The following is a 26,914-nucleotide window of genomic DNA, read 5'->3' as shown; positions in this document are numbered from 1 at the left end:
CCGTTCTGACCTGACGGGGCGTCAAGATAGAACACGTTCCTGAAAATGGACAGGGGAGGACGGCCGGGGCGGGACCGGGGGGCAGTGACTAGCGGTCGAAGTCGATCTCCACTTCCTCGGTGACCGGGTGCGACTGGCAGGCCAGGACGAAGCCGGCGTCGGTCTCCTCGGCCTCCAGGGCGAAATTGCGGTCCATCCGGACCTCACCCGACACCACGAACGCCCGGCAGGTGCCGCAGACACCGCCCTTGCAGGCGTAGGGGGCGTCCGCGCGGTTGCGGAGCACCGCGTCCAGCAGCGACTCGCCGTCCTGGACGGGCCAGGTGCCGGAGCGCCCGTCGAGCCGTGCGGTGACCCGGCCGTGCGTGGCAGCCGCCGACGCCGTCGCGCGGGCCGGCGCGGGGGTGGTGTCCTCGACGTGGAAGATCTCCTCGTGCACCCGGGTCCGGGCGACGCCGAGCGAGCTCAGGGCGCGCTCTGCTCCCTGCACCAGGCCGTAGGGCCCGCACAGGAACCAGCCCGTGACCTCCGCCACCGGCAGCAGCGCGGGCAGCAGGGAGGCCAGCCGCTCCTCGTCCAGCCGGCCGGAGGGCAGTCCCGACTCCTGCTCCTCCCGGGAGAGGACCGTGACCAGCTGGAACCGCGACGGATAGCGGTCCTTGAGGTCGGCGACCTCCTCCAGGAACATCGTCGAAGCGGCCGTACGGTCGCTGCGCACGAGGCAGAAGCGGGCGTCGGGCCGCGCGGCCAGCAGGCTCGCGGCGATCGAGAGCACGGGTGTGATCCCGCTGCCGCCGACGATCGCGGCGTAGTGCCCGGAGGCGGGGGCCGCGGCGGGGTCCAGGACGAAGCGCCCGGCCGGGACCATGACGTCCAGCACGTCGCCGGCCGCGATCTCCTTGTGCGCGAAGGTGGAGAACTCGCCGCCCTCCACGAGCCGCACGCCGACCCGCAGCAGGGCCGGGCCCGGGCCGTCCGCCGTGGGGGCGGGCGAGCAGATCGAGTAGGTGCGGCGGACCTCGGTGCCGCCGTCGGGGGCGGTGCGGCGCAGCGTCAGGTGCTGGCCGGGGGCGTGCCGGTAGTCCTCGCGCAGCTCCTCGGGAACCCGCAGGGTCAGCGCCACCGAGTCGTCGGTGAGCCGGTCGACGTCCGCCACCGTCAGCGGGTGGAACGCGCCGTGGCGGGGGGCGGCCATCTACAGCTCCTTGAAGTGGTCGAACGGTTCGCGGCAGGCGGTGCAGCGGCGCAGCGCCTTGCACGCGGTGGAGGAGAAGCGGCTCAGCAGCTCGGTGTCGGTCGATCCGCAGTTCGGGCAGCGGACGGACAGGGTCACCGGGACGGGCCCGCCGGCCGCGTGCGGCCGGGGCGGGGCGATGCCGAACTCGGCCAGCTTGCGGCGGCCCTCGGCGCTGATGTCGTCCGTGGACCAGGCCGGGGCAAGCACGGTGGTCACCCGCACCTGGGGGATGCCGTGGCCGGTCAGGACCCGCTCGATGTCGGCGGACATGGCCTCGATGGCCGGGCAGCCGGTGTAGGTGGGCGTGAGGGTGACCTCGGCGTGGCCGTCCTCGTGCATCCGCACACCGCGCACCACGCCCAGCTCGCCGAGGGTGAGCACCGGCAGCTCGGGGTCCGGGACGGATCCGGCCAGCTCGGCCAGCTCGGCCTCCAGGCGGGTGGTCGGGACGCCGGCGGTGGTCACCATGACGCCCCCGGGTGGCTGCGGTGCAGATGCTGCATCTCGGCCAGCATCCGGCCGAAGGACTCGGTGTGCAGGCCCTGGCGGCCGGACCCGGCTGCCCAGGCGCCGGTGCGCGGTCCTTCGGGCAGGGTGAGCCCGGCCCGCTCGACGACGTCGGTCAGCGCGGCCAGCCAGCGCTCTTCGAGGGCGGCCCAGTCCACGCCGTCGAGGCCGTCCACCGGCTGGAAGAGCTCCCCGGTGTACTTCCACAGGGCCTTCAGCGCGGCCTGCATGCGGGCGCGGCTCTCTTCGGTGCCGTCGCCGAGCCGCAGGGTCCACTGCTCGGCGTGGTCGCGGTGGTACGCCGTCTCCTTGACGGCCTTGGCCGCGAGCGGCGCGAACGGGCCGTCCCCGCGGGCGAGTTCCGCGTAGAGCTCGTGCTGGTGGACGGAGAAGTAGAGCTGGCGGGCGATGGTGTGGGCGAAGTCGCCGTTCGGCTGCTCGACCAGCTGGAGGTTGCGGAAGGACCGCTCCTCGCGCAGGAAGGCCAGCTCGTCCTCGTCGCCGGCCATCGACAGCAGGATGCGGGCCTGGCCGAGCAGGTCGAGCGCGATGTTGGCGAGGGCGACCTCCTCCTCCAGGACGGGGGCGTGTCCCGCCCACTCGCCGAGGCGGTGGGAGAGGATCAGCGCGTCGTCGCCGAGGGCGAGGGCCGCCGCGGTGACGGTGGCGGCGTTGGTGTCGGTGCCGGTCACAGGTGGCTCACTCCCTCCGGGATGTCGTAGAAGGTGGGGTGCCGGTACGGCTTGTCGGCGGACGGGGCGAAGAAGGGGTCCCGCTCGTCCGGCGAGGAGGCGGTGATCGCGGTGGAGGGGACCACCCAGATCGAGATGCCCTCGTTGCGCCGGGTGTAGAGGTCGCGGGCGTTGCGCAGGGCCATCTCCGCGTCGGGGGCGTGCAGGCTTCCCGCGTGCGTGTGCGAGAGGCCGCGGCGCGAGCGCACGAACACCTCCCACAGGGGCCAGTTCTGCGTCATACCCGTGCCTCCTCGTTCTGTCCGGCGTGCTTCGCCGCTTGCTGTGCCGCCTGCTTCTGCGCGTACGCGGCGGCCGCGTCGCGCACCCAGGCACCTTCCTCGTGGGCCCGGCGCCGCTGGCCGATGCGCTGCTCGTTGCAGGGGCCGTTGCCCTTGAGCACGTCCCAGAACTCGGCCCAGTCGATGGCACCGAAGTCGTGGTGGCCGCGCTCCTCGTTCCACTTGAGGTCCGGGTCGGGCAGGGTCAGGCCGAGGGACTCGGCCTGGGGGACGGCGATGTCCACGAACCGCTGGCGCAGCTCGTCGTTGGAGTGGCGCTTGATGCGCCAGGCCATGGACTGCGCCGAGTGCGCCGACTCGTCGTCCGGCGGGCCGAACATCATCAGCGAGGGCCACCACCAGCGGTCGACCGCGTCCTGGGCCATGGCGTGCTGGGCCTCGGTGCCCTTGGAGAGGGCCATGAGGAGCTCGAAGCCCTGGCGCTGGTGGAAGGACTCCTCCTTGCAGATCCGGACCATGGCGCGGGCGTAGGGCCCGTAGGAGCAGCGGCAGATCGGCACCTGGTTGGTGATCGCCGCGCCGTCCACGAGCCAGCCGATGGCGCCGACGTCCGCCCAGGTCAGGGTGGGGTAGTTGAAGATCGAGGAGTACTTCTGCTTCCCCGAGTGGAGCTTGTCGAGGAGCTCGTCGCGGCTGGTGCCGAGGGTCTCGGCCGCGCTGTAGAGGTACAGGCCGTGGCCCGCCTCGTCCTGGACCTTGGCCATCAGGATCGCCTTGCGGCGCAGCGAGGGCGCCCGGGTGATCCAGTTGGCCTCGGGCTGCATGCCGATGATCTCGGAGTGGGCGTGCTGCGCCATCTGCCGGACCAAGGAGGCGCGGTACTGCTCGGGCATCCAGTCGCGCGGCTCCACGCGCTCGTCCGCCGCCACGGCGGCGTCGAACGCCGCCGCGAGCTGTGCGCTCAGGTCAGCCGTCATGCCCGTCCCGTCCGTCCCGTCTGTCCCCAGGGCCGTGTCCGGGCCCGTTTCCGGGGTCACTCCCACCATTCCGGCCCCTTGTCAGAGTCTGCCGTCCGCCCGACCGACCGATCGTTCGGTTCATTCGCTTCAATGGTGAGACGGCGGCCCGTAGGGTGTCAACCTCTGTGGTCAACCCTGTGGACGCCGGACGATCGGGGCGGGATGGATTCGAACGGGCACGAGCTCGCCGAAGAGACCGCTCCGCGACCCCGCAGAGCGCCCGGAATCGCCGGTCTGTCCACCCCGTACCGGGTCGTGACGGCCCTGGCGCTGGGCGCCATGGGGCTTGCCGCGTGCACGCACCTCGCGCTGGTCTTCCTGCACGTGGCCCCCTCCAACACGGTGAGCAAGCAGCACGCGCGGACGATCGACGCCTGGATCTATCCCGAGTTCGAACAGAACTGGAAGCTCTTCGCGCCCAACCCGCTCCAGCAGAACATCTCCGTGGAGGTCCGTGCCGAGGTCCGGACCGCCGGCGGCGAGCTGATCACCACCGGCTGGCGGGACCTGAGCGCCGAGGACGCCGCGGCGATCCGGCACAGCCTGCTGCCGAGCCACACGGAGCAGAACGAGCTGCGCCGGGCCTGGGACTTCTACACCGGCTCCCACGACGAGGACGAGAAGCCCGTCGGCGAGCGCGGCGAGCTCTCCGAGGAGTACCTGCGGCGGATCGCGATGAACCGGCTCACCCCGGACCGCGAGGGCGGGCGCATCCTGCGGATCCAGATGCGCTCGGCGACGACGGCCGTGCCCGCGCCGAAGTGGAGCTCCGAGACCACCGACACCCAGACCTACTACCGGGAGCTGCCGTGGTGGAAGGTGTGAGACGGGCCCGCGCCGCGCTGGCACGGGCCGTCGCCAAGGTCAGCGGGCAGGCGCTGGGCCCGTACCAGAGCGCCGTAGTCCGCATCGGCTTCGCCGGCACCTGGCTCTTCTTCCTGCTGCGGGAGTTCCCCCACCGCGCCGAGCTGTACGGCCCGGACGGGCCGTGGAGCCAGGAGCTTGCGCAGCGGCTGCTCGACTCCAACGGCGCCTTCACCGTCCTGACGTGGTCGGGCTCGGCCCTGTGGTTCGAGGCCGTCTACGCCGTGGCCGTGCTGGCGAGCATCGGCCTGCTGCTGGGCTGGCGGACCCGGGCGACGTCCGTGGTGTTCATGATCGGCGTGCTGTCCCTGCAGAACCGCAGCGTGTTCATGGGCGACGGCGGGGACAACGTGATCCACCTGGTCGCGATCTACCTAGTGCTGACCCGGTGCGCGCAGGTGTGGTCGCTGGACGCGCGCAGGGCGCGTACGCGGGGCACCGCGACGGCCGGGGCGGCCGGGCCCGTGCTGTGGGGTGTGCTGGGGGCGGTCTTCGCGTACGGGGCGGCCACCGGGCGGTTCAGCCTCGGCTGGCTCGCGGGGTTCGCAGCGCTGTGGGTGGTCTGCGGCCTGTGGTGGCTGGTCGACCGCTACGAGCCCGAGGGCGAGGGGCGGGCGGTCCTGGACGTCCTGGCCAACCTGCTGCACAACGCGGGCATGCTGGTGATCATGGCGGAGGTCTGCCTGATCTACGCGACGGCCGGCTGGTACAAGATCCAGGGCTCGCGGTGGCAGGACGGGACGGCGCTGTACTACCCCCTGGGGCTGGACTACTTCACCCCCTGGCCGGCGCTGTCCGAACTGCTGGCCGGCAGCGGGACGCTGGTGATGCTGCTGTCGTACGGCACGGTGGCCGTGCAGGTGGCCTTCCCGTTCACGCTCTTCAACCGGCGGATCAAGAACGTCCTGCTGGCCCTGATGATGCTGGAGCACGCGGGGATCGCGGTGCTGCTGGGACTGCCGTTCTTCTCGCTGGCGATGATCGCCGCCGATGCCGTCTTCCTGCCGACCGGGTTCCTCGTGTGGCTCGGCGCACGGGCCGCCGCCCGGCGGCGGGCCCCCTTCCTGCGGGGCGCCGGCGCCGGCGCCGGCGGCGGGGTCCCGGGAGCCCGTGCGGAGCCGGAAGCGGAGCAGGAGCCGGAACGGGAGCAGGAGCCGGAGGGCCGTAGGGTCGGGGGATGAGCGAGCGGGCAGGTGCGGACGAGACGGCGCGGCAGTGGCGGGAGGACGCCGGGCGGGAGGGCCTCGTCCTCCTCGACGGGTTCCACGCGCTCAAGCACGCGCTGCGCTTCGGGGCCGACGTGCGCAGGGTCGTCGCCGACGATCCCGGGGCCGTACGGGAACTGGCCCGCGAGCTGGCTCCGGACGTCGAGGCCGACGTGGCCCGCCTGGTGCGGCCGGCCGTGCTCAAGGAGCTGCTGCCCCGCGTCCACCCCACCGGGGTCGCGGCCCTCGCCGTACGGCCCGACCGGGCGGCGGGCCTCGCGGGCCTGGGGCGGATGCCCAGGCCGGCGCCCGTCGTCGTCCTCGACAACCCCCGCAACCTCGGCAACGTCGGAGCCGTCGTCCGCCTCGCCGCCGGCTTCGGCGCCACCGGCGTGGTGACCCGCGGCGACCTCGACCCCTGGCACCCGAACGTGGTCCGGGCCGGGGCCGGACTGCACTACGCCACCACCGTCGAGCGCCTCGCACTGGAGGAGCTGCCGCCCGGCCCGCTCTACGCGCTCGACCCGGAGGGCGAGGACATCCGCGGCCTCACCCTCCCGGACGAAGCGCTGCTGGCCTTCGGCTCGGAGCGGCACGGGATCTCCCCCGAGCTGCGCGCGCGGGCCGACCACCTGGTGTCCCTGCCGATGCGCCCCCAGGTCTCCAGCTACAACCTCGCCACCAGCGTGGCCATGACCCTCTTCCACTGGGGCGGCCCCCCGGCGGCCTCCGAACGGGGCGGCGAGGACTCCTAGGACTCCCCCGGCCAGGACCCCGGCGCCGGTCCGCGCCGCCCTGCGCAGGACGGCCCGGGCGGACGCCTCCGTCCGCACTTTCGGGGAGGAGGCGTCCACCGCCCGACGCGGGCCGGGCGGGGCTCTGACGACAGGGCCTACGCCTGGCGGCGGACCTCCACCACGCGGAAGCGGTTCGAGACGAAGGCGCCGTCGCACAGCGCGGCGTTGGCGGCCGGGTTGCCGCCGGAGCCGTGGAAGTCCGAGAAGGCCGCGGTCTGGTTGACGTAGACCCCGCCGGTCAGGTTCAGGGAGAGCTGCGCGGACTCCTCCAGGCAGACCTCCTCGAGGGCCCGCTCGGTGTCCGGGGAGGTGGTGTAGGCGCCCACGGTCATGGCGCCCTTCTCGCGCACGGTGCGGCGCAGCAGGTCCAGCGCGTCCGCAGTGGAGTCCACGGCCACCGCGAAGGAGACCGGGCCGAAGCACTCGGAGAGGAAGGGCGCCTCCGGGTCCGGCTTGGCGGCGTCCAGCTTGACCATCACCGGCGTACGGACCACGGCGTCCGGGAACTCGGGGTTGGTGACCTCGCGGGAGGCCAGCGCGACCTCACCGAGCCCGGCCGCCGCCTCCAGGCGCGTCTTGACGTCCGGGTTGACCAGCGCGCCGAGCAGCGCGTTGGCCCGGGCGTCGTCGCCGAGCAGGCCGCCGACCGAGGCCGCGAGGTCGGCCACGACCTCGTCGTAGGACTTGTGTCCGGCGTCCGTCGCGATGCCGTCGCGCGGGATCAGCAGGTTCTGCGGGGTGGTGCACATCTGGCCGCTGTAGAGCGACAGGGAGAAGGCCAGGTTGGCCAGCATCCCCTTGTAGTTGTCGGTGGAGTCCAGGACGACGGTGTTGACGCCCGCCTTCTCCGTGTAGACCTGCGCCTGTCGGGCGTTGGCCTCCAGCCAGTCGCCGAACTCCGTGGACCCGGTGTAGTCGATCAGCTTGATCTCGGGGCGGACGGCGAGGTCCTTGGCGATGCCCTCGCCCGGACGCTCGACCGCGAGCGCCACCAGGTTCGGGTCGAAGCCGGCCTCCGCGAGCACCTCCCGCGCCACCTGCACGGTCAGGGCGAGCGGCAGCACGGCCCGCGGGTGCGGCTTGACCAGCACCGGGTTGCCGGTGGCCAGCGAGGCGAACAGGCCCGGGTAGCCGTTCCAGGTGGGGAAGGTGTTGCAGCCGATCATGAGGGCGATGCCGCGGGGGACCGCCGTGAAGGTCTTGCCGAGCTCCAGCGGGTCCTTCTTGCCCTGCGGCTTGGACCAGTCGGCCTGCCCCGGGACGCGGGTCTGCTCCTCGTAGGCGTAGGCCACGGCCTCCAGACCGCGGTCCTGCGCGTGGGGGCCGCCCGCCTGGAACGCCATCATGAAGGCCTGGCCGCTGGTGTGCATGACCGCGTGCGCGAACTCGTGGGTACGGGCGGAGATGCGGGCCAGGATCTCGATACAGACCAGGGCGCGCGCCTCGGGTCCGGCGTCGCGCCACGCGGCCATGCCGGCCTTCATCGCGGGCAGCAGCACGTCCGGGTCCACGTGCGGGTACTCGACACCCAGCTCCGGGCCGTACGGGGACTTCTCGGCGCCCGTCCAGCCGTCGGTGCCGGGCTGGCCGAGGTCGATGCGGGTGCCGCGGAGCGCCTCGAAGGCGGCGAGCCCGTCGGCCGGGGCGGTTTCGCCGTAGGCCTTGGGGTGCTCGGGATGCGGGGACCAGTAGGCACGGCTGCGGATCGCCGACAGGGCCTGGTCCAGAGTGGGCCGGTGCTTGGCGGACAGCTGGGGGACGGTGAGCTCGGCGGCCATCAGGGACCAACTCCTCGTTGAGCCGGGCGAAGGAGAGCAGACTGGAGTTAGAGTAACCGAACGATCGGTCGGGACAAGAGGGCCCGGCGGACCTGTGGATAAGTCGGTGCGGGAGGATCAGGACATGACAGCAATCGAGCGGTCCCGCACTGTGGCGGTCGTCGGCGCGGGCACCATGGGCCAGGGCATCGCCCAGGTCGCCCTTCTCGCAGGTCACCGCGTGCTGATCTACGACATTGACGCCTCCCTCGCCGCCGACGGCGTCGGGATCGTGCAGGACCGTGTCGAGCGGATGGCCGCGAAGGGCCGTCTGGACCGGGCCGAGGCCGAGGAGACGGTCGGCCGGATCGCGGCCGCCGGCGCCCTCGCGGACCTCGCCGGCGCCGCCCTCGTCATCGAGGCCGTCGTCGAGAACGTCGGGATCAAGCAGGCGCTCTTCGCCGCCCTCGAAGAGGTGGTCGAGCCGGACGCCCTGCTCGCCACGAACACCTCCTCCCTCTCCGTCACCGAGCTCGCCGCCGGCCTCGCGCACCCCGGCCGCTTCCTCGGCCTGCACTTCTTCAACCCCGCCCCGCTGCTCCCGCTCGTCGAGGTGGTCAGCGGCTCCGCGACCGACCCGGCCGCCGCCGAGCGCGCGTACCGCACCGTCCTCGGCTGGGGGAAGACGCCGGTCCGCTGCGCCGACACCCCCGGCTTCATCGTCAACCGGATCGCCCGCCCCTTCTACGCAGAGGCCTTCGCGGTGTACGAGGAGCAGGGCGCCGACCCGGCCACCATCGACGCCGTGCTCCGCGAGAGCGGCGGCTTCAAGATGGGCCCCTTCGCCCTGACCGACCTGATCGGCCAGGACGTCAACGAGGCCGTGACCCGCTCCGTGTGGGAGTCCTTCTTCCGCAGCCCGAAGTTCACCCCGTCCCTCGCGCAGCGCCGGCTGGTCCAGTCGGGCCGCCTGGGCCGCAAGTCGGGGCACGGCTGGTACCCGTACGGCCCGGACGCGGTCGCCGCGCAGCCGCACACCGCAGGGCCCGAGGAGGCCCCGGACAAGGTGACCGTCGTGGGCGACCTCGGCCCGGCCGCCGACCTGGCCCACCTGCTGGAGGAGGCCGGGATCGCGGTCACGGCCACCGAGCACGGGGGCCCGTACATCCAGCTGCCCGGCGAGGGACAGCTGGTCCTCGCGGACGGAAAGACCTCCGTCGAGTTCGCGGACGTCGTCTACTTCGACCTCGCGCTCGACTACCGCGGCGCCACCCGCATCGCGCTGTCCGCCAGCGCGGACACCAGCGAGCGGACCCTCTCCGAGGCGATCGGCCTCTTCCAGAAGCTCGGCAAGCAGGTCTCCGTCATCGGCGACGTCCCCGGCATGATCGTCGCCCGGACCGTCGCGATGCTGATCGACCTCACCGCCGACGCCGTCGCCCGCGGCGTGGCCTCCGCCGAGGACATCGACACGGCGATGCGGCTCGGCGTCAACTACCCGCTGGGCCCCTCCGAATGGCACGACCGGCTCGGCCAGGACTGGGCCTACGACCTGCTGCACCACCTCGACGAGCGCTGCCCCGGCGGCCGGTACGCGCCCTCGCTGGCGCTGTTCAAGCTGGGTTACGCGGGCGACGAGGAGGGCACGGAGTGACCACGGCCAAACGCGACACCTACACCCCCGAGACCCTGCTGTCCGTGGCCGTCCAGGTCTTCAACGAGCGCGGCTACGACGGCACCTCGATGGAGCACCTCTCCAAGGCCGCCGGCATCTCGAAGTCCTCGATCTACCACCACGTCACGGGCAAGGAGGAGCTGCTGCGGCGGGCCGTCAGCCGCGCCCTCGACGGGCTCTTCGCGGTACTGGAGGAGCCGGGGGCGGTCCGCGGCCGCGCCGTCGACCGCGTCGAGTACGTCACGCGGCGCACGGTCGAGGTGCTGGTCAGCGAGCTGCCGTACGTGACGCTGCTGCTGCGGGTCCGGGGCAACACCCGCACCGAGCGGTGGGCGCTGGAGCGCCGCCGCGAGTTCGACCACCAGGTCGCGGACCTGCTCAAGGCCGCCGCCGCGGACGGCGACCTGCGGGCGGACGTGGACATCCGCCTCGCCACCCGCCTCCTCTTCGGCATGGTGAACTCGCTGGTCGAGTGGTACCGCCCGCACCCGGGGACCGGCCAGGACCAACTCGCCGACGCCGTGGTCACCATGGCCCTGGACGGCCTGCGCACGAGCCGCTGACCCGGTCGGCCTACTCCTCGGCGATCGCGGGGCCGCCGGCCGGGCCGGGGCCGGCGTCCAGGAGGTCCGTCTCCTCGAAGACCAGCAGGGTGCGCGTCGAGAGGACCTCCGGGATGGCCTGGAGGCGGGTCAGGACGAGCTCGCGCAGGGTCCGGTTGTCCGGGGTGTGCACCAGGAGCAGCACGTCGAAGTCACCGCTGACCAGGGCGATGTGCGCGGCGCCCGGGAGCTCGCGCAGTTGTTCGCGCACCGTGCGCCAGGAGTTCTGGACGATCTTCAGGGTGATGTAGGCCGAGGCGCCTTGGCCCGCGCGCTCGTGGTTGACGCGGGCCGTGAACCCGCGGATCACCCCGTCGTCGATGAGCCGGTTGATCCGCGCGTACGCGTTCGCGCGCGAGACGTGCACCTGCTCGGCCACCGACCGTATGGACGCGCGGCCGTCCGCCTGGAGCAGCCGCATGATCGACCGGTCGATCGGATCCAGGGGACGGGGTGCGACGGGCGGGACCCCGGGGGCTCCCGGTGCGGTCCCCGGTGCAACCGGTGCGGAACCTGTTCCGGCCATTTGTTCATCCGGCATTGCCCGATGCCTCCCTCTTCTGGACGTCCTGCGTCCATCCCAGGGCCCCGGCGCCAGTTTGTCCACAGCCTGGAGCCGCCTGTAGCCAAATTGCGCGGACAACCGAACAATCGGTAGGTGAGGGGCCTCACACCCGGGGCCCCCCTGCCCGCTTCCCACGAGGAGGTGTACGCCGCCATGACGGTCCAAGAGCTGCCCGGTGCCGGTGCGTCCCACCGTTCCACCCCGCCGCCCGCCTGGAGGCCCCGTACGGACGCCGCTCCGCTGCTCCCGGACGCCGAGCCCTACCGGGTGCTGGGCACCGAGGCGGCCGACCGCCTCGACCCCGCGCTGATGCGCCGGTGCTACGCCGAACTGGTGCGCGGCCGTCGCTACAACGCCCAGGCCACGGCGCTCACCAAGCAGGGCCGGCTCGCCGTCTACCCCTCCACCGTCGGCCAGGAGGCCTGCGAGATCGCGGCCGCCATGGTCCTGGAGGAGCAGGACTGGCTCTTCCCGAGCTACCGCGACACCCTGGCGGCCGTGGCGCGCGGACTGGACCCCGTACAGGCGCTGACCCTGCTGCGCGGCGACTGGCACACCGGCTACGACCCGCGTGAGCACCGCATAGCCCCGCTCTCGACCCCGCTCGCCACCCAGCTGCCGCACGCGGTGGGCCTGGCGCACGCGGCCCGGCTGCGCGGCGACGACGTCGTCGCCCTCGCCATGGTCGGCGACGGCGGCACCAGCGAGGGCGACTTCCACGAGGCGCTGAACTTCGCCGCCGTCTGGCAGGCCCCGGTGGTCTTCCTCGTGCAGAACAACGGCTTCGCGATCTCCGTCCCGCTCGCCAAGCAGACCGCCGCCCCGACACTGGCCCACAAGGGCGTCGGGTACGGCATGCCGGGCCGGCTGGTCGACGGCAACGACATCGCGGCGATGCACGAGGTGCTGTCCGAGGCCGTCCGGCGGGCCCGGGCCGGCGGCGGCCCGACCCTGATCGAGGCCGTCACGTACCGCATGGAAGCACACACGAACGCCGACGACGCGACGCGCTACCGCGGTGACGCCGAGGTCGAGGCGTGGAAGGCGCACGACCCGATCGACCTGCTGGAGCGGGAGCTGACAGCGCGCGGGATCCTCGACGAGGCGGGCATCACGGCCGCGCGCGACGAGGCCGAGGCGATGGCGGCGTCCCTGCGCGACGGGATGAACGCCGATCCGGTGGTGGACCCGATGGACCTGTTCGCGCATGTCTACGCGGAGCAGACCGACCGCCTGCGCGAGCAGGCGGCCATGCTCCGTGCCGAGCTGGAAGCCGAGGACCAGGCGTGACGACGGTGGCGGCGAAGTCCGCGAAGACGGGGGCCAAGCCCGCGACGATGGCGCAGGCCCTGACGCGGGCGATGCGCGACGCGATGGCCGAGGACCCGACGGTCCACGTGATGGGCGAGGACGTCGGGACGCTCGGCGGCGTCTTCCGGATCACGGACGGCCTCGCGAAGGAGTTCGGCGAGGACCGCTGTACGGACACCCCGCTCGCCGAGGCCGGAATCCTGGGCACGGCCGTCGGCATGGCCATGTACGGGCTGCGGCCCGTGGTGGAGATGCAGTTCGACGCCTTCGCCTACCCGGCCTTCGAGCAGCTGATCTCGCACGTCGCGAAGATGCGCAACCGCACCCGCGGCGCGATGCCGCTGCCGATCACCATCCGCGTGCCGTACGGCGGCGGGATCGGCGGCGTGGAGCACCACTGCGACTCCTCCGAGGCGTACTACGTGGCCACCCCCGGCCTCACCGTGGTGACCCCGGCGACCGTCGAGGACGCCTACGGGCTGCTGCGCGCGTCGATCGCCAGCGACGACCCGGTGGTCTTCCTGGAGCCGAAGCGGCTGTACTGGTCGAAGGCGGACTGGTCGCCCGAGGCGCCGGCTGCCGTGCCGGGCATCGGGAAGGCGCTGGTCCGGCGCACGGGCACCAGCGCCACCCTGATCACCTACGGGCCTTCACTGCCGGTCTGCCTGGAGGCGGCCGAGGCGGCCCGCGAGGAGGGCTGGGACCTGGAGGTCGTCGACCTGCGCTCCCTGGTCCCCTTCGACGAGGACACGGTCGTGGAGTCCGTACGCCGCACCGGTCGCGCGGTCGTCGTCCACGAGGCCGGCGGCTTCGGCGGGCCGGGCGCGGAGATCGCCGCCCGGGTCACGGAGCGGTGCTTCCACCACCTGGAGGCCCCGGTGCTGCGGGTGACGGGCTTCGACATCCCGTACCCGCCGCCGATGCTGGAGAAGTACCACCTGCCCGGCGTCGAACGGATCCTGGACGCCGTGGCCCGCCTGCAGTGGGAGAACTGATGCCGCAGGTCATGGAATTCAAGCTGCCGGACCTCGGTGAGGGCCTGACCGAGGCCGAGATCGTGCGGTGGCTGGTGGCGGTGGGCGACGTCGTCGCCATCGACCAGCCGGTCGTCGAGGTCGAGACGGCCAAGGCGATGGTGGAGGTGCCCTGCCCCTACGGCGGCGTGGTCACCGCCCGCTTCGGCGAGGAGGGCGAGGAGCTGCCGGTCGGCGCCCCGCTGATCACCGTGGCGGTGGGTGCGCAGTCGCTGCCCGCCGCGGCCGCGGAGGCTGCCGGGGACGAAGGCTCGGGCGAGGCTCCCCGGCCGCTGATCGGCTACGGCTCGGACCACTCGCGTCCGGCGCGTCGGCGACGGGTGCGACCCGTCACCGCCGCGGTGTCGGCGCCCGTCGCGGCCCCGGCCCCGGCCGCGGTCGTCGCGGCTCCGGTGGCTCCGGCCGCTCCCGTGGCTCCCGCCGGGCCGGTGCCCGTCATCTCGCCGCTGGTCCGCAAGCTGGCCAAGGACGGCGGGGTGGACCTGCGCGCGCTGCACGGGTCCGGGCCGGAGGGTCTGATCCTGCGGGCCGACGTCGAGGCGGCCCTGGCCGCGCTGCGGGCGCCCGCCCCGGCTCCCGCCCCCGCGGCGGCGGTGGCGGCGCAGGGCGAGCGGATCCCGCTCAAGGGCCTGCGCGGTGCGGTCGCCGAGAAGCTGTCGCGCAGCCGCAGCGAGATCCCGGACGCCACCTGCTGGGTCGACGCCGACGCCACCGAGCTGATGGCGGCCCGGGCCGCGATGAACGCCGTGGGCGGGCCCAAGATCTCGGTGCTCGCGCTGCTGGCGCGGATCTGCACGGCCGCGCTGGCCAAGTACCCGGAGCTGAACTCCACCGTGGACCTCGCGGCCAAGGAGATCGTCCGGCTCCCGTCGGTGCACCTGGGCTTCGCCGCGCAGACCGAGCGGGGCCTGGTGGTCCCCGTGGTCCGGGACGCGCAGGGCCGCAACCCGGAGTCCCTGTCGGCCGAGTTCGCGCGGCTGACCGAGCTCGCCCGCTCGGGCAAGCTGGCCCCGGCCGACCTGACGGGCGGCACCTTCACCCTGAACAACTACGGGGTGTTCGGGGTCGACGGCTCCACGCCGATCATCAACCACCCTGAGGCGGCGATGCTCGGCGTCGGCCGGATCATCGACAAGCCGTGGGTCCACGAGGGCCAGTTGGCGGTGCGCAAGGTCGTCCAGCTGTCGCTGACCTTCGACCACCGGGTCTGCGACGGCGGTACGGCCGGCGGCTTCCTGCGCTACGTCGCGGACTGCGTGGAATCCCCGGCGGTGCTCCTGCGCAGCCTCTAGCCGTGCGGCGCGGGGCGGTGTCCTGAGGCTCCGCCCCGGACCCCGGTCCTCGGACTCCCCCAGCCGTCACCGGGGGAGTCCGAGGCACGGGGGTTCACGTCGTGAGCAGGAGTTTGCCCACGTGGGCGCCGGATTCCAGGACGCGGTGGGCTTCGGCGGCATCCCGCATCGGGAACGTCGCGTGCACCACCGGCCGGACGCGGCCCGCGGCCACCAGCGGCCACACGTGCTCCCGGACCGCCGCGACGATCGCCGCCTTCTCCTCCAGCGGCCGCGCCCGCAGCGAGGTCGCGGTGATCGCCGCCCGCTTCGACAGCAGCGCACCGAGGTTCAGCTCGGCCTTGACCCCGCCCTGGAGCCCGATCACCGCGAGCCGGCCGTTGACGGCCAGGGCGTCCACGTTCCGCGCGAGGTACTTGGCTCCCATGATGTCCAGGATCACGTCCGCCCCGGCCCCGCCCGTGGCGGACCGCACCTCGGCCACGAAGTCCTGCTCGCGGTAGTCGATGAGGACGTCCGCGCCCAGCTCCTTGCAGCGGGCCAGCTTCTCCGGGCCGCCGGCCGTGACGGCGACCGTCGCGCCGACCGCCTTCCCCAGCTGGATCGCCATCGTCCCGATGCCGCTGGCCCCGCCGTGCACCAGCAGGGTCTCGCCGGGGCGCAGTCCGGCCACCATGAACACGTTGGACCACACGGTCGTGACGACCTCGGGCAGCGCCGCCGCCGTCACCAGGTCCACCCCGGCCGGGACCGGCAGGAGCTGGCCGGCCGGCACGGCCACCCGCTGCGCGTACCCGCCGCCGGCCAGCAGGGCGCACACCTCGTCGCCCACCGACCAGCCGGACACCCCCGCCCCGAGTGCGGCGATCCGCCCGGAGCACTCCAGGCCCGGGTAGCGCGAGGCGCCGGGCGGCGGATCGTAGAAGCCCTGCCGCTGGAGGAGGTCGGCGCGGTTCACGGCGCTCGCCGCGACCTCGACGAGGACCTCGCCCTCGCCCGGTACCGGATCGGGGACGTCTGCCCAGACGAGGGCCTCGGGGCCGCCGGGCTGCTCGATGGTGATCGCATGCATGGCCCGGAGGCTACGCCACGGCGCGGCTACTCGGCAGGACCCAGTGCCGTCCTCGGAGCGGTGGGCGGTACCGCCCGCACGATGGTGATGAGACGGTCCGTCAGCTGGAGCGGGCTCGCGTGCGGGTCGTCGTACGGGAGCAGCCGGTGCCCGCGCAGCACGTTGACGACGAGGTCGTCGGTGTCGCGCACCGACTTGCCGACCTCGGACTTGCGGACGGGCCGTTCGATGAGGTCCAGGCCGCTGCCCTGCTGGATCAGGTCCTCCATCACGGTGCCCGCGCTCGGGCTGAGCACCGAGAGGCCCAGCAGCCGGCCGGCCGCGCTCGCGCTCGTGATGACCGCGTCCGCCCCGGACTGGCGCAGGAGCGGGGCGTTCTCCTCCTCGCGCACCGCGGCGACGATCTTCGCCCCGCGGTTGAGCTGCCGGGCGGTCAGCGTGACCAGCACCGCCGTGTCGTCGCGCTGCGTGGCGATGACGATCTGACGGGCCTTCTGGAGCTCGGCGCGCAGCAGTACGTCCGAGCGGGTGGCGTCGCCGACCACGCCCGTGAACCCTTCGGCGTTGGCCGTGTCGATGACCTTGGCGCTCGGGTCGACGACGACGACCTGCTCCTTGGAGAGGCCGGTGGCCAGCAGTGTCTGCAGGGCCGAGCGGCCCTTCGTGCCGAAGCCGACGACGACCGTGTGCTCGCGCAAGTTCTTCCTCCAGCGCTTCAGCCGCCACTCTTCCCTCGTCCGTTCCGTCAGGACTTCGAGGGTGGTACCGACGAGGATGATCAGGAACAGCACGCGCAGCGGCGTGATCAACATGATGTTGATCAGCCGTGCGCTGTCGCTGTAGGGGACGATGTCGCCGTAGCCGGTCGTCGACAGCGTCACCGTCGCGTAGTAGAAGCAGTCGAGGAGATCGACCTGCTCGTTGGCGTTGTCGTGGTAGCCGTCGCGGTCCAGCCACACGATGAAGACCGTGAGGAAGAGTACGAACAGGGCCATCAGGAGGCGCTTGACGACCTGTCGAAGCGGATGCTCGACGATGCGCTTGGGCAGCTTGATGCGCCGGGAGACGAGTTTCTCGTCGGCCTCGCGGGCCATGGCGTCCTGTCCGGGAAGTTTCACGTGAAACATCCTCCCGAAGCCCACGGCAGATCGAGGACCTCAAGCTCCTGTCCGGACCGGGCGCCCTTGGGCGGTACGACGGCCAGCGCGTCCGCGGCCGCCACGCCGCGCAGCATCGCCGGGCCGTGGTAGCGCAGCGGTACGGCCTGCTCGTCGTCGAGCCGGACCGGTACCAGCCGGGTGTCGTACGGGTGCCCGGGCACGTCGCCCTGCACGGTCGCCGTGTAGCGCGGGCGCGGGCGGCGGCCCGCGAGGGCGCGCAGCAGCGGCTCGGCGAGGGTCAGCAGCCCGGAGACGGCGGCGAGGGGGTTGCCGGGGAGCCCGACCACGTGCCGCCCGTCCGCCCGGTCGCCGATCCGCGCCAGCAGCATCGGATGCCCGGGCCGGACCGCCACCCCGTCGACGAGCAGCCGGGCGCCGGCCTTCTCCAGCACGGGGTGGACGTGGTCGACGGGTCCGGAGGCGGTGCCGCCGGTGGTGACCAGGACGTCGGCGGTGGAGGCGGTGACGGCCTCCAGCAGGGCGGCCGCCCCGGCCGGGTCGTCGCCGAGAGTCCGGGTGCCGGTGACCTCGGCGCCCAGGCGCGTGAGCCAGGGCTCCAGCATGGGGCTGAGGGCGTCGCGGATCAGCCCGTCGTGCGGGCGGCCCTCGGTGAGCAGCTCGTCGCCGAGCACCAGGATCTCCACGCGGGGGCGGGGGCTGGTGGTCAGCCGGTCGTACCCCGCGGCCGCGGCGAGCCCGAGCACGGCGGGGGTGACCAGCGAGCCGGCGGGCAGCAGCAGGTCCCCCGAGCGGCACTCCTGGCCGCGCGGGCGGATGTCCTGGCCGGTGACGACGGGCCGGTCGGCGAAGAGCTGCCCGCCCGCCTCACGGCAGTGCTCGCTGCGGATGACGGCGGTGGTGTCGGCGGGGATCCGGGCGCCGGTGGCGATCCGGACGGCCTCGCCGTCGGCGAGCGGCTCCGGACGGCCGGAGCCGGCCAGGACGCCGCCGCCTTCGCGGACGTGCCACGGGCCGGGGCCGGCCACGGCCCAGCCGTCCATGGCGGAGGTGTCGAAGGAGGGCAGGTCGGTCAGCGCGTCCAGGGAGGCGGTCAGGACCTCGCCGAGGGCGTCCGCGAGGGGGACGTCGTGGGGGCGGGCCCGCACCCCGGCCCCGGCGTGGGCGGCGGCTTCCCGGGCGCGCGGCCAGGAGACGGCCCGGTGGCCGCCGGCGCCGCCGCCCTCGGGGGCGCGGCTGACCAGGGCCAGGGCCTCATCAAGGGCCTGTTCGGCGGAGTTCGTGGGGGTCATCCCGAGCCGTTCTCTTCGGAGGCGGCGTCCGTCTCCGCCTCGGCGGCCCAGCGCAGCGCCAGGTCGGCGGCCTTGCGGGAGGCCTCGGCGACGGCCTGGGCGGGGTCGGCGCCGGTGGCGGCGGCGTGGGCGGCCGCGTAGCCGACCAGGAAGGTGGTCAGCGGCGCGGCGGGGCGGGCGACGCCGTGGGCGGCGTCCCGGGCGAGGTCGAGCAGGGTCTTGGTGTCGACGGCGAGGTCGATGCCCAGCTCGTTCTTGACGGCGGTGATCCATTGGTCCAGCACGGTTCCATGCTCTCTGATCCGGGCGCGGGCGGCGGCGAGATCGTCCCAGGTGTCGCAGTCGAACGCGGCGAGTGGCGGAGCCGTTACGGCGGTCAGCTCCAGTTCCGCGGTGAGCGCGCGCAGCGGCAGCCCGGCGAGGCCGCCGTGTTCGGTGGCGAGCAGCGTGATCTCGCGGCGCAGGGGTTCGGCCCGGTAGGCGGCGACCAGCGGCTGGTCCCGGCCGCCGGGGTCCCGCAGCATCGCCCCGTCCGTGCCGTGCGCATCGGGCGCGGCCAGCAGGGCCCGTACGGTGTCCCGGTCCAGGAACGGCAGGTCCGCGGAGAGTACGAGGACCAGCTCGGCGGCGGTACCGCGCAGCCCGGCATCCAGCGCGGCCACGGGGCCGCCCCCCGGCGGGTCCTCGCGGGTCCACCGCACGGGGCGCGCGGTGGGCCGCCGGGCGCCGACCACGACGGTGCTCCGGGCGTCCGGGCAGGCGTCGAGGACGCGGTCGAGGAGCGCCCGACCGCCGACGCTCAGCGCGGGCTTGTCCGCCCCGCCGAGTCGCCGCGCGGCGCCGCCGGCCAGCACGATCGCGTCGTAGCTCATGCCCATGAGTATGCGCGGACCATGTTCCCGGCGCGGAACCGGACTTACCGAAGGCTTGTCCCGCCCGGGCTGTGTTCCGCCCCGGGAACGTGGAAGCGGGTCCGGGCCCCACGCCTGGGCGTGGGCCGGACCCGCTTCGTCTGCAGACCGCCGGAGGCTAGAGGTACGGGCCCGAGCGGACCGCGCCGTGGCCACCGTCTTCGTCGTCGTCGTGCGGACCGCCGGGCGGAAGGGCGCGGCGCATCTGCTCCAACTGGGCCCGCGCGGCCATCTGCTGCGCGAACAGAGCGGTCTGGATGCCGTGGAAGAGGCCCTCCAGCCAGCCCACCAACTGGGCCTGCGCGATGCGCAGTTCCGCCTCGGAGGGGATGGCCTCCTCGGTGAACGGGAGGGACAGGCGCTCCAGTTCCTCCACGAGCTCCGGGGCCAGGCCGTCCTCCAGCTCCTTCACGGAGGCGGCGTGGATGTCCTTGAGCCTGACCCGGCTCGCCTCGTCGAGGGGCGCGGCGCGTACCTCTTCGAGGAGTTGCTTGATCATGCTGCCGATCCGCATGACCTTGGCGGGCTGTTCGACCATTTCCGTCACCGGGACCTCGCGCGACTCGTCATCGGCGTCGCCGACCGCCGTCCCGTCCTGTCCCACGATCAGGACGTGCGGGGGACTGTCCTGCGACCGTTCACTCCTCGGCATCTCCATGCCGTCATTCTCTCGCACACCTTCGTTCTCACACGGTGTGCCCCCGTACAGTCGTGATCCACCCTGTACGGGGGCACCAGCCTGGGGAATCGTCCCCGCGCTCAGCCCGCGGCGCGACGGGCCAGAGCGCCGCTGGAGCGGGTGACCAGCGCCGCCAGCAGGGCCGCGCCCACCGGGACCACGACGAGCAGCCCGGCGAGGGTCTCCCACGGCACGGAGATCGGCACGTACGGGACGGCCTCCCTGACCGACGCGTAGCCCTTGTCGACGGAGTGCTGGTACAGCGCCTCCAGCTCCCGGCGCTGCACCAGGCGCAGGCCCACCGCGGGCAGGATCCCGGCCGCCGTGCCCAGGACGACGCCCATCAGGGCGACCACCCCGCACTGGAAGCCGCTCAGCGTCCGCCGTACCCGGGGCGCCGCCCCCACGGCCGCCAGGGTCTTCAGATCGGCCTCGGCGTCGGCCTGGGCGAGCCCGGTGGCGATGCCGGCCGCCCCGATGGTGACCAGACCCGCGAAGACGGTCAGGGCGAGCAGCGCGAGGTTGTCGTTGCCCTGGTAGCCCTCTTCGATGCGCACGGCCGCCTCGACGCCCATGCGGTCGATCTCGCCGGCGATCCGCTGCCGCTGCTCGCTGGTCGCCTTCCCGTCGAGGGTGAAGTACGCCCCTGCCGGGACGGTGGCCAGACCTGCGGCCTTGGCCGTCGCCGGCGGCAGGACCAGTTCGAGGCCCCAGTTCTTGACCGACTCGGGTGCCAGGTGGACGGGCAGGACCTTGTCCTCACCGGGCGGGTCCTCGCCGACCGGCGGGAAGGGGTTGACGCCCTCCTTGGCGAGGACGGTCCGCAGGGTGATCCTGCCGTCCTTGATCTGGCGCTTGTCGAAGGCGACGGCCCGGCCCTGCTTGAGGGCGGACACGGAGCCCGGGTCGGTCACCGCCAGCACGCCCAGCAGCTTCTCGTCGGCGACGACCACCGGTTCCGGCGCGGGGCGCGCCGTGTCCACGCAGCGCCAGTCCTGGCGCAGCTCCCGGGCCTGTGCCGCGGTGAAGGCATCAGGGCCGTTGGGGGTGTCGTAGAGCGGGCAGCGCTGCTCCTTGGGCTTGATGATCTCGATGCGGCCGCAGCCGGGTTCCGTCGAGTACGACTCGCAGCTCGGCATACCGACGACCACCCGGTCGACGTCCGCCCGCACCGCCACCGGGAGTTGCTTGGAGAGCGCCTCGCGCAGCGCGGGAACCTCCTTGTGGGCGCTGTTCTCCCGGGCTTCCAGCGCTCCCGTGCCGTGCGGCAGGTCGGCGACGTACTCGTGCCGCATCTGCACGTCCCGGCTGTGCTCGTACGTGGCCACCGCGACGGTGCCGGCGACGGCGGCCAGCACCGCGGCCACGGCGGGCGCCGTACGCCCCCGGTTGCGCACGGCGTCGCGCAGCGCGAGCCGCGGCGACAGCGGCAGCCAGCGTCCGAGCCGACCGAACAGGCCGACCAGGACCGGAGTGAGGGCGACGAAGCCGAGCTCGGCGATGGCGCTGCCGCCCACGACGACGGTGGCGCCCATGCGCGACGTGGTGCCGTACAGGGCGATGGCGGCGCCGCCGGCGACGGCGATCAGGCCCAGCACCGGCAGCACCCGGTTGGCGCGGCGCACCCCGCGGCGGCCGGTGAGCGAGGCCAGCACGGTCTGCCGGGAGGCGGTGACGGCGGGGACGATCGCGGACAGCAGGCCGGTCACCACGGCGAGCAGGGCGATGCCGGCCAGTTCCAGCGGGCGGAAGTCCAGGCTGCCGAAGCGGACGCCGAGCTGCCCCTCCAGCACGGGACGCAGCGCGATGGTGAGCCCCACGCCGACCACGGTGCCGATGACGGCGGAGACGGCGCCGATGACCAGGCCGCCGGAGAGCACGATGGAGCGGATGTGGCGCCGGTCGCCGCCGTTGGCGCCGACCAGGCCGAGCTGGCGGCGCGAGCGGCGGGCACCGACCGCGAAGGCCGGTCCGGCGAGCAGGCAGATCTCCAGCATGGCGAGGCCCACGACGGTGGCCAGGACGGCCATGTCGGAGGCCGAGCTGCCGCCCTGCTGGAACCGCTCCTTGGGCTCCTGCTGGAAGAGGGGCACGTCGGCGTCGGCGGGCGGGTCGAGGTGCACGGCTCGGGAGACGACCAGCAGGGACTTGGTGTTGGCCGCCTTCACCATGTTCCACGTGAAACCGTCGCCGCCGACCTTGACCAGGTAGCTGTCGTTGGGCCGTATCCCGTGGCCTCCGGCGGCCTTGAGCACCTGGTCGAGAGGGGCGATCAGGGTCCCCGGCGGGGCGAGGATCTCGTTGTTGCCCAGCTCACTCGGCAGCTCGTACGCCCCGACGATCTTGTACGAGGTGTTCGCGCCGCGCGGAGTGACCGTGGAGCCGACGTAGAGGCCGGAGTTCTTCAGGAAGGCGGTGGTGGCGGCGACCTCTCCGGCGGTCTCGGGCAGCCGGCCGCGGTCGAGCGTGAACATGCCCGCCACCAGCGGGCTCCGGGTGTCGACTTCGTGCAGGTCGGTGTCGAGGAGTCCGTGCTTGGTGCGGACCTTGTTGTAGCCCACGGAGTCCTTGAGGACCTGGGTCCCGGCCGGGAGCTGGGACGTGTCCAGTTCCTGCGGCACCTCCCGCCCCGTGGACGAGCTGCCGGCGTTCTCGTAGCCGCCGACCGGCACGAACGTGGAGCCGTCGGGCATCTGGTAGATGGGCTGGGTCATGTCGAGGGGGCGCACTCGGGCGTCGGCGGTCCCGATCTGCCGCGCAAGGGCCTGCTCGGTCGAGAGTTCGGCGCTGCGCAGGGTGAGGTCGGCGGCGCTCACGCCGACGATCGGCAGGGCGATCATCGCGAGGACCAGGCAGCTGCGGCCCTTCGCGCGCCAGGCGTCGCGGCGCGCGATGCGCAGGGCCGCGACCCAGGAGTGGTACCAGCCTTGGGGCGAGGAGGTCACTGGCCGCCCGCCTGTCCGGAGAGGAGGGAGTCGGCGTGGCTGCGCATGGTCTCGTCGACCACGCTGCCGTCGCGCAGGAAGACCACGCGGTCGGCCCATGCGGCGAAGCGCGGCTCGTGGGTGACGAGGACCCCGGCCGCGCCGGCGTCGCAGCGGGAGCGCAGCAGGGCGAGGACGGACTCGCCGGTCTCGGAGTCGAGGGCGCCGGTGGGCTCGTCGGCGAGGACGAGGCGGCGGTCGCCCACGAGGGCGCGGGCGATGGCCACGCGCTGCTGTTGCCCGCCGGACATCTCGTCGGGGAAGCGGTCGGCGAGGACGCCCAGGTTCATCTCCTCCAGCGCCGCGAGGGCCGCGACGCGGGCCTTGCGGGCCGAGGTCCCGTCCAGTTCGAGCGGCAGGGCCACGTTCTCGGCGGCGGTGAGGGCCGGGATCAGGTTGTAGTCCTGGAAGACGTACCCGATGCTGCGGCGGCGCAGCGCGGCGAGCTGCTTGCGGCTCGCCGCGGTGATGTCGGTGCCCTCGACCAGCACTCGGCCGCCGGTGGGGACGTCGAGGCCGCCCGCGAGGGTGAGCAGCGTGGACTTGCCGGAGCCGGAAGGGCCCATGACGGCGACGAGTTCGCCGGGGTACACGGCGAGGTCGATGCCGCGCAGGGCGTGCACTTCGGTGGCGCCGCTGCCGTGGGTGCGGACGAGCCGCTCCAACTGCAGTACGGGTTGCTGGGGCTGGCGCTGGTCGGGCATGAGGGGTCCCCCCTGGGACGGTGGTTCAGGCGCGCCGCGTACGGGCGGTGCGGGGCCGGGTGGTGGTGGTCGGGGCCGGGGTCTCGGCGGCGGCCTGGGGCGGTTCGGGCGCGGCGGCTCTCCGGTCGGCCGGCAGGGAGAGCCGGACGAGCCGGGCTTCGCAGTGGTCGAGCCAGCGTGCCTCGGCCTCGGTCTGGAAGATCAGCTGTTCCAGCACGAGCAGCCAGGCGACGTCGTCGCGCTCGCCGGAGCGGCCGCTCTCGACCGCCGCGAGCGCGGTGGCCTTGAGCCGGGTGTAGTCCTGCATCGCGCGGATCGTGGCGTGCCGCTGGGACTGGATGACGGCGCGGATGTCCACGCCCGGGGCGCCCACGGCCATGGCGAGCTTGATGGACAGCTCGTCCCGGGGCGGGTTGGCCCGGTCGACGGGGCGCTCGTACCACTCGCGCAGCTCGGCGCGCCCGGTGTCGGTGATGGCGTAGAGGGTGTGTCCCGCGGTGTCCTCGCCGTCGGGTGCGACGAGGCCGTCGCGTTCGAGCCGGGCGAGGGTCGTGTAGACCTGCCCGACGTTGAGAGGCCAGGTGGAGCCGGTCCGGGATTCGAACTCGGTGCGCAGCTGGGAGCCGTACCGAGGACCCCGTTCCAGTAGGGCGAGTAGCCCGTGACGGATCGACATACTCGGTATGTATACCGAGTATGTTCACGCAGGGCAACCATCGGAGGGCGTACGTCGCAAGGGGGACGGTGCTACGCGCTCCGGCGCAGCCGTACGCCCAGATAGCCCAGACCCAGTCCCATCAGGGCGAATCCGGTGCCCAGCGGCAGTATGTGCGCGGCCAGGTCCGCGGCGCGGTCGTTCGGCTCGGTGTCGAGCGCGGTGTCGAGCGCGGTGACGTCGTCACGCGCTGTCGGGGCGGCGGCGGAGGGCCTCGGTGGCGGATGCGGGGAGGGCGGGGGCGGCGGTGTGGGCTCGGTGCGCGGGCGCACCGGCAGCGGCCGGGAGGCGATCAGCAGCTCCGGATTGGCGGGCTCGGCGGCCGGCCGTCCGGGCCGCTCGCGGCCGACCCCGGCGGCGCTCCCCGCGAGCTCCTCGCGGGGAGCGTCGTCCTCGTCGGCCGTGACGCGCAGCGGCTGGGCCGCGAGCGGTGCGGCGCGGTGGGCGTGGGCGCGGTCGGGGTGGGCCGGTGCGAGCGGGACGGCGTACACGGAGGCGGCCGGTGCGAGGGCGGCTGCGGCCAGCGCGGCGCAGGCGAGCCAGTGCGACGGGCGGAAGCCTTGGATCACGGGGAGCCCCTCCCGTCCCGAGCGGCCGGCGTGCTCGCTGGAGTCAGCGATATGCGCTCAGATTTACATAGTGGGGCAAAACCGGCATCCCGGGCGCCCTATCGGGTGCCTGGGGTGCCGGTGTGTCGTGCGGTCCGCTCGGTGCGGCTACTCCGGATTGCCGGTGGACACGGTGAGCGTGTACTCCGTGCCCTCCTTGTTGATCTTGTCGCCGGCGGCCGGGGACTGGCTCAGCACCGTGTCCTTGCCGTACACGGCCTCGTCCTTCGGGACGATGGTGTACTTGCCGCCCGAGGCCTGGATGCAGGCCTTCACGGACAGCAGGTTCTTGTACTTGAGGTCCGGCGCCGAGTACTTGCCGGCCTCGCTGTAGTGCTTCACCGGCTCCGAGCACTTCTTGGGGTCGATCGTGCGCGTGACGTCGGGTCCCTTGAACCCGGCCTTCGCGGACGCGGACGTGGAGGCGCCCGGATCGGCCGTGGTGCCGCCCTTGTCCTTGTCGTCCCCGTTCATCGAGATCGCCGCGATCAGACCGCCGACCGCCAGCAGCGCCACCGCGACCGCACCCACGACCACCGGCATGTTCCGCTTGCCGCCGCCGGAGCCCGCCGGGCCCGCCGCACCCGCCGGGGAGATCGTGTACGGGGGCGGGGTCTGCGGCGCGTACTGCGCCTGCGGCGGGGGCGTGTGCGGGTAGGCGTAGCCGCCCTGCGCGTGCGGCTGCGGGGCCGGCGTCGGCGCGTACGGGGCCGGCGTCGGGGTGTGCGGCGCCTGGTAGGGCTGCTGCACCGACTGCGGCGGCGCCTGGAAGCCGGACTCCACCGGCGGGAACACGGCCGAGGACACGCCCGCGCCGCTGCTCAGCGGCCCCTGGCCCTGCACGATGACCGGCGCCCCGGCCTGCCCGGAGCCCAGCACCCGCGCGACCTCGTCGCCCATGGCCGCGGCCGTGGGGAAGCGCTCGTTCGGGTTCTTCTTCAGCGCCCGCGCCACCAGGGCGTCCATCGCCGGGGTCACCGACCGGTTGATGGAGGACGGCGCGACCGGCTCCTCCTGCACGTGGGCGTACGCGATGGCCAGCGGCGAGTCCGCGTCGAACGGGATCCGCCCCGTCAGCAGCTGGAAGAGCATGATGCCGACCGAGTACAGGTCGGACCGGGCGTCGACGCCGCGCCCCAGCGCCTGTTCGGGCGAGAGGTACTGCGGGGTGCCGACGACCATGCCGGTCTGCGTCATCGAGGTGACCCCCGACTGCATGGCGCGGGCGATGCCGAAGTCCATCACCTTGACCACGCCGCGCTTGTTCACCATCACGTTGCCGGGCTTGATGTCGCGGTGGACGAGCCCCATCTCGTGGCTGGTCTCCAGGGCGGCGAGCACGTCGGCCGTCACCTTCAGCGCCTTGTCCGCCGGCATGGCCCCGTACTGCCGGATGTCCGCTTCGAGCACCGAGCCGAGCGGCTTGCCCTCCACGTACTCCATGACGATGTACGGCATCACCGCGCCGTCGCCCGAGCGGCCGCCGCCGAACGTCACTTCGCCTTCACCGGTGTCGAAGACCGAGACGATGTTCGTGTGCGACAGTTTCGCTACAGCCTGGGCCTCGCGGCGGAAGCGCTCGCGGAAGGACTGTTCCCGGCCGAGGTCGCTGTGCAGGGTCTTGATGGCCACCTGCCGGTCCAGCGCCGAGTCGTACGCGAGGTATACAGAGGCCATGCCGCCCGCACCCAGCAAGTCCCTTAGCTGGTAACGGCCACCGGCCAGAGAGCCGCCCGCGTACTGGCCCTGAGTGCCGTCCTGGCTCATGACTGTTGCTTCCCCTCGGGATGTGCCTTCACGCCTCTGGCCGGGCGCACGTGGCGCCCAGTCTGCCCCAGGGCAAGCACACGTCAAGCCAGGTGCCCGTTCCGTGACCACACGTGCACAGGGTGGCCTTGTCCGAACGGTGACCGGTTCGGAGGCTGTAGCGTTCACCGGAGCACCAATAAAGAGGACTACCGCTGAGCGGCGGCCGAGAGAGACGACGGCGAGG

25 protein-coding genes are annotated in these 26,914 nt (G+C 73.2%); 8 read left to right on the top strand and 17 right to left on the bottom strand.

All coding sequences use genetic code 11. From position 1 onward, the window contains the following. Positions 1-88: 88 nt before the first annotated feature. The 5 genes from paaE to paaA are packed head-to-tail and all read right to left on the bottom strand — an operon-like array spanning position 89 to position 3,763. Positions 89-1,195, bottom strand: a complete 1,107-nt coding sequence (gene paaE, locus OHA91_RS18975) for a 1,2-phenylacetyl-CoA epoxidase subunit PaaE (RefSeq protein ID WP_031155943.1) — start codon at positions 1,193-1,195, stop codon at positions 89-91. After that, on the bottom strand, positions 1,196-1,705 hold the full coding sequence (paaD, locus tag OHA91_RS18970; RefSeq protein WP_031155941.1) for a 1,2-phenylacetyl-CoA epoxidase subunit PaaD: 510 nt from the start codon (positions 1,703-1,705) through the stop codon (positions 1,196-1,198). It abuts the gene before it with no gap. Continuing rightward, positions 1,699-2,436, bottom strand: coding sequence for a 1,2-phenylacetyl-CoA epoxidase subunit PaaC (gene paaC, locus OHA91_RS18965; RefSeq protein WP_031155938.1), 738 nt, complete (start codon positions 2,434-2,436; stop codon positions 1,699-1,701). The genes paaD and paaC overlap by 7 nt, the downstream gene beginning before the upstream one ends. Beyond that, positions 2,433-2,717: a 1,2-phenylacetyl-CoA epoxidase subunit PaaB gene (gene paaB, locus OHA91_RS18960; RefSeq protein ID WP_030026914.1), complete on the bottom strand. Its 285-nt coding sequence runs from the start codon at positions 2,715-2,717 to the stop codon at positions 2,433-2,435. Before paaB ends, paaC begins: the two co-directional genes overlap by 4 nt. Beyond that, on the bottom strand, positions 2,714-3,763 hold the full coding sequence (gene paaA / locus OHA91_RS18955) for a 1,2-phenylacetyl-CoA epoxidase subunit PaaA (RefSeq protein WP_408059173.1): 1,050 nt from the start codon (positions 3,761-3,763) through the stop codon (positions 2,714-2,716). Before paaA ends, paaB begins: the two co-directional genes overlap by 4 nt. A 135-nt stretch (positions 3,764-3,898) precedes the next feature. Between paaA and OHA91_RS18950 the strand changes: the two genes are divergently transcribed. The 3 genes from OHA91_RS18950 to OHA91_RS18940 are packed head-to-tail and all read left to right on the top strand — an operon-like array spanning position 3,899 to position 6,560. Then, the gene (locus OHA91_RS18950; protein WP_308289016.1) at positions 3,899-4,561 is read left to right on the top strand and encodes a DUF5819 family protein; all 663 of its coding nucleotides are present in this window, start codon (positions 3,899-3,901) and stop codon (positions 4,559-4,561) included. Then, on the top strand, positions 4,558-5,781 hold the full coding sequence (locus tag OHA91_RS18945; RefSeq protein ID WP_408059242.1) for an HTTM domain-containing protein: 1,224 nt from the start codon (positions 4,558-4,560) through the stop codon (positions 5,779-5,781). Before OHA91_RS18950 ends, OHA91_RS18945 begins: the two co-directional genes overlap by 4 nt. Continuing rightward, positions 5,778-6,560 carry a TrmH family RNA methyltransferase gene (locus OHA91_RS18940; protein ID WP_031155932.1) on the top strand — a complete coding sequence of 261 codons (783 nt, stop codon included), beginning with the start codon at positions 5,778-5,780 and terminating at the stop codon, positions 6,558-6,560. Before OHA91_RS18945 ends, OHA91_RS18940 begins: the two co-directional genes overlap by 4 nt. A 137-nt stretch (positions 6,561-6,697) precedes the next feature. Here OHA91_RS18940 and paaN read toward each other — a convergent pair whose 3' ends face one another. Continuing rightward, positions 6,698-8,380: a phenylacetic acid degradation protein PaaN gene (paaN, locus tag OHA91_RS18935; RefSeq protein WP_266499344.1), complete on the bottom strand. Its 1,683-nt coding sequence runs from the start codon at positions 8,378-8,380 to the stop codon at positions 6,698-6,700. A gap of 124 nt (positions 8,381-8,504) precedes the next feature. Here paaN and OHA91_RS18930 point away from each other — a divergent pair, with 124 nt between their 5' ends. Then, a complete protein-coding gene (locus tag OHA91_RS18930) occupies positions 8,505-10,013 on the top strand; it encodes a 3-hydroxyacyl-CoA dehydrogenase (RefSeq protein ID WP_328739652.1) in 1,509 nt (502 codons plus the stop codon). Further along, positions 10,010-10,597, top strand: coding sequence for a TetR/AcrR family transcriptional regulator (locus OHA91_RS18925; RefSeq protein WP_266499339.1), 588 nt, complete (start codon positions 10,010-10,012; stop codon positions 10,595-10,597). The genes OHA91_RS18930 and OHA91_RS18925 overlap by 4 nt, the downstream gene beginning before the upstream one ends. Positions 10,598-10,607: 10 nt before the next feature. On the opposite strand, the gene OHA91_RS18920 is transcribed toward OHA91_RS18925, so the two are convergent. Further along, positions 10,608-11,177, bottom strand: coding sequence for an Lrp/AsnC family transcriptional regulator (locus OHA91_RS18920; protein ID WP_381623481.1), 570 nt, complete (start codon positions 11,175-11,177; stop codon positions 10,608-10,610). Between the two features lie 177 nt (positions 11,178-11,354). On the opposite strand from OHA91_RS18920, the gene pdhA reads away from it, so the two are divergent. From pdhA to OHA91_RS18905, 3 genes are read left to right on the top strand one after another with little or no spacing between them, the layout of a single operon-like run. Continuing rightward, positions 11,355-12,491 carry a pyruvate dehydrogenase (acetyl-transferring) E1 component subunit alpha gene (gene pdhA, locus OHA91_RS18915; RefSeq protein ID WP_031155920.1) on the top strand — a complete coding sequence of 379 codons (1,137 nt, stop codon included), beginning with the start codon at positions 11,355-11,357 and terminating at the stop codon, positions 12,489-12,491. A gap of 47 nt (positions 12,492-12,538) precedes the next feature. Continuing rightward, positions 12,539-13,507 carry an alpha-ketoacid dehydrogenase subunit beta gene (locus tag OHA91_RS18910; protein WP_266499925.1) on the top strand — a complete coding sequence of 323 codons (969 nt, stop codon included), beginning with the start codon at positions 12,539-12,541 and terminating at the stop codon, positions 13,505-13,507. After that, positions 13,507-14,838: a dihydrolipoamide acetyltransferase family protein gene (locus tag OHA91_RS18905; RefSeq protein WP_031155916.1), complete on the top strand. Its 1,332-nt coding sequence runs from the start codon at positions 13,507-13,509 to the stop codon at positions 14,836-14,838. The genes OHA91_RS18910 and OHA91_RS18905 overlap by 1 nt, the downstream gene beginning before the upstream one ends. A gap of 94 nt (positions 14,839-14,932) precedes the next feature. Here OHA91_RS18905 and OHA91_RS18900 read toward each other — a convergent pair whose 3' ends face one another. From OHA91_RS18900 to OHA91_RS18855, 10 genes are all read right to left on the bottom strand, one after another. Next, positions 14,933-15,910, bottom strand: a complete 978-nt coding sequence (locus tag OHA91_RS18900) for an NAD(P)H-quinone oxidoreductase (RefSeq protein ID WP_031155913.1) — start codon at positions 15,908-15,910, stop codon at positions 14,933-14,935. Positions 15,911-15,936: 26 nt separating this feature from the next. Continuing rightward, positions 15,937-17,037 (bottom strand): potassium channel family protein, encoded by a 1,101-nt coding sequence (locus OHA91_RS18895; protein WP_078959547.1) that lies wholly within the window; start codon positions 17,035-17,037, stop codon positions 15,937-15,939. Further along, on the bottom strand, positions 17,025-18,320 hold the full coding sequence (locus OHA91_RS18890; RefSeq protein WP_266499334.1) for a molybdopterin molybdotransferase MoeA: 1,296 nt from the start codon (positions 18,318-18,320) through the stop codon (positions 17,025-17,027). The genes OHA91_RS18895 and OHA91_RS18890 overlap by 13 nt, the downstream gene beginning before the upstream one ends. Further along, complete coding sequence (locus OHA91_RS18885) at positions 18,317-19,192, bottom strand: NTP transferase domain-containing protein (protein ID WP_328739651.1); 876 nt, start codon at positions 19,190-19,192, stop codon at positions 18,317-18,319. The genes OHA91_RS18890 and OHA91_RS18885 overlap by 4 nt, the downstream gene beginning before the upstream one ends. Before the next feature lie 157 nt (positions 19,193-19,349). After that, positions 19,350-19,889 carry a bacterial proteasome activator family protein gene (locus OHA91_RS18880; protein ID WP_031155904.1) on the bottom strand — a complete coding sequence of 180 codons (540 nt, stop codon included), beginning with the start codon at positions 19,887-19,889 and terminating at the stop codon, positions 19,350-19,352. Between the two features lie 101 nt (positions 19,890-19,990). Continuing rightward, positions 19,991-22,750 (bottom strand): ABC transporter permease, encoded by a 2,760-nt coding sequence (locus OHA91_RS18875; RefSeq protein WP_078959546.1) that lies wholly within the window; start codon positions 22,748-22,750, stop codon positions 19,991-19,993. A gap of 101 nt (positions 22,751-22,851) precedes the next feature. Further along, positions 22,852-23,598 carry an ABC transporter ATP-binding protein gene (locus OHA91_RS18870; RefSeq protein WP_031155901.1) on the bottom strand — a complete coding sequence of 249 codons (747 nt, stop codon included), beginning with the start codon at positions 23,596-23,598 and terminating at the stop codon, positions 22,852-22,854. 25 nt (positions 23,599-23,623) lie between these two features. Beyond that, positions 23,624-24,274, bottom strand: coding sequence for a PadR family transcriptional regulator (locus OHA91_RS18865; protein ID WP_037633573.1), 651 nt, complete (start codon positions 24,272-24,274; stop codon positions 23,624-23,626). A 71-nt stretch (positions 24,275-24,345) separates the two neighbouring features. Then, positions 24,346-24,882, bottom strand: coding sequence for a hypothetical protein (locus tag OHA91_RS18860; protein WP_266499326.1), 537 nt, complete (start codon positions 24,880-24,882; stop codon positions 24,346-24,348). A 147-nt stretch (positions 24,883-25,029) separates the two neighbouring features. Further along, positions 25,030-26,688 (bottom strand): protein kinase domain-containing protein, encoded by a 1,659-nt coding sequence (locus OHA91_RS18855; RefSeq protein ID WP_031155893.1) that lies wholly within the window; start codon positions 26,686-26,688, stop codon positions 25,030-25,032. Between the last annotated feature and the right edge of the window lie 226 nt (positions 26,689-26,914).

The sequence above is a fragment of the Streptomyces erythrochromogenes genome, assembly GCF_036170895.1.
Classification (GTDB): domain Bacteria; phylum Actinomycetota; class Actinomycetes; order Streptomycetales; family Streptomycetaceae; genus Streptomyces; species Streptomyces erythrochromogenes.
Note: the sequence above shows the minus strand (reverse complement) of the source record. Positions and strands in the feature narration are given on the sequence as shown.